Raw genomic sequence first — 4,025 nt, 5'->3', positions numbered from 1 at the left:
CCAATGCGCATGCTTCCTCCATCGTCTGTTAATCCGATCTCAGACAGGAGATGCAGGCGCCTGGCCAGGCGGTCTCCGCTTACGCCATCATAATCATAACGATTATCGTAATCCTTGACTAATTCTTTATGTAAATCCCATTCCGAACTCACACGATCACTCGCTTTCACCTGTATTTTTATATACTTTCCCTTCTTTCATAACCATGACAATTCTATCTTTTCTCTGATACACGAAATGTGGGGATAGTTAACTATTCCCTGTTATATAATACCTTGAAGACTTAAGATCAACTCAGAAATCAATGCAGACCCAAGAAAAGTACCAAGCAGCACAAGGCTGGCTACTACAATAGTTCTCCAGCCCAGTCGTACAAAATCGGTCCATGAACGGCCGATCGCAATTCCGGCATAGGCAAGAATTGGAGTGGTCAGAGCCAGCAGCTGCACTTCGTTGGTCCAAGCTACAATATAATCCGCCCCAGGCATCCATGGCATGGAGATAAGAACACCAATAATCGCTATGTAGGCGACACCGGGGAATTCAATAGGGATAAGACGATGCAGGATAAATCCCGCCAGACAGACAAGCACTAGAACAAGCATTCCAGGTGCCGCAGTTAAAGGCATAATATCGTATCCCATCCAATTGCCAAGCAGTGAAGTAACGCCAAAAATAATTAACAATAAAGACCATTCCTGAATATTTTTTAACATGGCAAGCTTCCTCCTTTACCCTTTCCTGTTTCGAGTCATGACGCCGTAAAGCTTCTCTGTCAGGGGCAAACCTATAAAAATACTAATGTAAAGGCCTGTCGAAAGAGACAATAGATTACTTGCGCCAGCGAACGCTACAATCTGGTTTTCTAAGTCAGGAAAAGCTTCAATGAGCGAGCCGCTTGCTGCCGCCATCATGCTCCCGCTCCCGATTCCGGATGCCATTGCAAAAGAAAGCGGATGTAGAGGGGTCACTGTAGCCAGGAAACCAGAAATAAGTCCCATAAATACGGCTCCAAAAACGGTTCCAAAAATGTAAACCGCCATGACACCCTGACCTTCCGCTGAACTGATCCCGTACTTGTCCATGATCAGTCCTACGTTTGGTTCCCTGGCTACAGAGTGGGTCATTCCAATCGTTTCACGCTTTAACCCGAGCCACACAGCTACCGGCAAAGCGAGAAGAATCGTGCCCAAATTCCCCAGCTCCTGCAGCAATAACGCAGGCCCCGCTTCAATCAGCTGAGGCAGAGATGGACCAATGATAACGCCAATCTTCGCCAACAGAAGGGCTACCCCAAGAACAATAATCGGTTCAGCGTTTTTTGACTGCCTTTCTTTAACAATAGGGGTAAAATATAAAATCAGACCGATAATTAACGCGTACAGCATAGGCAGCAACAGGACAACACCCGGACCAATAGTAAAGCTGTAAGTGCCAATTGCTTCTGTTGCTAATACGGTTATCAATACGAGAGCATGAAGCCTCCAGTCTTTCCATAAACCAGAACCCATTCCACTGCTCATACAAACACTCCTCTCCAATAAATTATTCTTCACTTTATCACTTTCACTCAATGCAGTATCATTCTATCACACCGCTAAATAATTTATAGTGAATCGTACCGCACAATTTTAAAATTGAAAAGAACTTTCACAAAATTAAGAAAACGCAGCCATCAGGCTGCGTTTTCTTAATTCCGTTATGTTTTCAACAATCCATGAGGATCCAGCACAAACTTCTTAGCTACCCCGCTGTCAAACTCATCATACCCTCGCGGCGCATCCTCAAGTCCAATTACGGTTGCATTTACAGCTTTAGCTATATCGGCTTTTCCTTTTAATATGGAGTGCATCAGCCCTCGATGGTAACGCATAACAGGGGTCTGCCCTGTTACAAAGGTTTGAGCTTTCGCCCAGCCCAAACCGAAATCAAGCTTCAGGGCACCTCGTCTGGCATCTTCATCAGAAGCGCCTGGGTCTTCTGTTACATAGAGACCAGGAATACCTAATCCCCCTCCCGCACGTGTCGCTCCCATGATGGAATTGAGCACGGTGGCCGGGGCCTCCTGATGGTTATGGCCATGGGCTTCAAAACCTACGCAGTCCACAGCGGCATCAACTTCTGGCACGCCGAGAATCTGTTCTATTTGTTCAGATATATGATCATGCTTACTGATATTGATCGTTTCACAACCAAAGCTTTCCGCCTGCTTTAATCGCTCCTCGATCAGATCCCCTACAATAACAGCGGAAGCTCCCAGAAGCTGGGCGGAATGAGCTGCCGCAAGCCCTACTGGACCGGCCCCAGCGATATAAACCGTTGAGCCCATTTTAACACCGGCTGTATAAGCTCCGTGAAAACCAGTTGGAAAAATATCTGAAAGCATAGTTAAATCAAGCATCTTTTCCATGGCCTGATCTTTATCCGGAAATTTTAATACTTGGAAATCTGCGTACGGAACCATCACATATTCGGCCTGGCCGCCGACCCATCCTCCCATATCCACGTATCCATAGGCTGAACCAGGCCGATCCGGGTTTACATTCAGGCAAATATGTGTATCTCCTTCGATACAATGTCTACACCGTCCACACGCTATATTAAATGGGACCGAAACAAGATCGCCTTTATTTACAAATTCCACATCTCGCCCTGTCTCAATGACTTCCCCCGTTATCTCATGACCAAGGACCAGTCCTTCAGGCGCTGTTGTTCTTCCGCGCACCATGTGCTGATCACTTCCACATATATTAGTAGATACTATTTTCAGAATGACTCCATGTTCACACTTTCTTCCCACATTTCGCGGGTTAACTCCTGGCCCGTCCCTCAAAACTAATTCCGGAAAATCGATATCCTTTACCGTTACTCCACCATTACCTGTGTAAGCTACCGCACGATTGTTGGTTCCCATTATTACAGCTTCCTCTAATATTTTAAAACTTCGTAAAAGCGCTTTCATTTTTAGCCGAAAAATGAACCTCGAGCTTATGGATGGCTAATAAATTTACTTTGGGAATACCCCTCCTTTATGTACAAAAGCAGGCAGGCAATTTCACGTATAAATTCATGAAAAATTTTCCATTTCAAGACTTTTCCCCATTTATAGACAACTTCAAACTTATTTCGAATTAAAAGTATTTATTATGAAAGAGTAAGCGAATAAAAAGTTCCCCCTGCCAAATTTTCAATAAATCCTTCTTTCAATTTTTATTTAAGTAAGATTAATAATAATATTTTTACGTTTAAAAAAGCTTAAACAGCGAAGATATCTATGCTGTCTAAGCTTTACAACATTCAGCCACTCATACTTAATTTAAAACCTGGCATAATAATCATGAAAAAGCCTTCCCCCATGAGGAGCCAGAATTTCATCCACAAAGCTGATCAATTTATTTTTTTCCTGATGAGAATAAAAGGATTGAAGACATTCTGTTAACCGGCCAGCCAAAGCCTCATCATAGTCTCTCAGAGAGCGGTACATCCATTTCCCCTCACCTGCCCACCTTCGATTGGATCTTAGTATAAACTGGTGAAGACTTTCGGTTAGCGAACTTACCGAATAAATATCCTCTTCCGGCCTCTCCGATCCTTCTAAATCATCCAGACTATCGGAAATCGCGTACCGTAATTCATTCAGTTTATTCAGAGACAAAGCGCTTGGACCTTCTATTAAACTTTTCTTAGCTTCTTCTATCATCCTTTCTGTATCCCTGCCCCCTTTGATGACCATCCCCTCTGCACACAAGCGGGTCATCAAAGGAATTCCATGCTGTGTTTCAATAAAAAAAGCATCTTTCAGGGAATCTTGGTTATGGACAAACGCTTCTATCGGCCATTCGCAATAATAAAACGATTTCCGGAAAGGTTCCCGATCAATAATAACGATATCAAGATCTGATGAAGGAGTCTCTTCACCGCGAACCACGCTTCCTGAGAGTACCGCACTCTGGCAATCCGGAAAATAAGAATCAATAAAGGCTCGAGCTGTGTGAAAGGCATCTCTTTTCAAGGGATCTTCCCAC

Annotated in this window: 4 protein-coding genes; all 4 read right to left on the bottom strand. The window is 43.9% G+C overall.

Going from position 1 to position 4,025, the window contains the following annotated elements; genetic code table 11:
- Nucleotides 1-263 precede the first annotated feature (263 nt).
- The gene (locus WAM07_RS14160) at nucleotides 264-716 is read right to left on the bottom strand and encodes a hypothetical protein (RefSeq protein WP_422167855.1); all 453 of its coding nucleotides are present in this window, start codon (nucleotides 714-716) and stop codon (nucleotides 264-266) included.
- Between the two features lie 15 nt (nucleotides 717-731).
- A complete protein-coding gene (locus tag WAM07_RS14155) occupies nucleotides 732-1,523 on the bottom strand; it encodes a DUF3100 domain-containing protein (protein ID WP_422167853.1) in 792 nt (263 codons plus the stop codon).
- Nucleotides 1,524-1,699: 176 nt separating this feature from the next.
- Entirely contained in the window at nucleotides 1,700-2,914 is a 1,215-nt protein-coding gene (gene fdhA, locus WAM07_RS14150) for a formaldehyde dehydrogenase, glutathione-independent (protein ID WP_422167852.1), read from the bottom strand.
- A gap of 402 nt (nucleotides 2,915-3,316) precedes the next feature.
- Nucleotides 3,317-4,025, bottom strand: a 709-nt coding sequence (locus WAM07_RS14145) for a nucleotidyltransferase domain-containing protein (RefSeq protein ID WP_422167850.1), incomplete at its 5' end; no start/stop codon positions are given.

This window comes from Halobacillus sp., from assembly GCF_049282395.1.
Classification (GTDB): domain Bacteria; phylum Bacillota; class Bacilli; order Bacillales; family Halobacillaceae; genus Halobacillus.
The sequence above is the reverse complement of the archived record's forward strand: the minus strand, read 5'-3'. Positions and strand labels throughout refer to the sequence as shown.

What these genes read in the sequence shown, in the direction of transcription:
- WAM07_RS14160 (WP_422167855.1), bottom strand. Translation starts at nt 716, where the DNA reads ATGTTAAAAAATATTCAGGAATGGTCTTTATTGTTAATTATTTTTGGC.
- WAM07_RS14155 (WP_422167853.1), bottom strand. Translation starts at nt 1,523, where the DNA reads ATGAGCAGTGGAATGGGTTCTGGTTTATGGAAAGACTGGAGGCTTCAT.
- fdhA (WP_422167852.1), bottom strand. Translation starts at nt 2,914, where the DNA reads ATGGGAACCAACAATCGTGCGGTAGCTTACACAGGTAATGGTGGAGTA.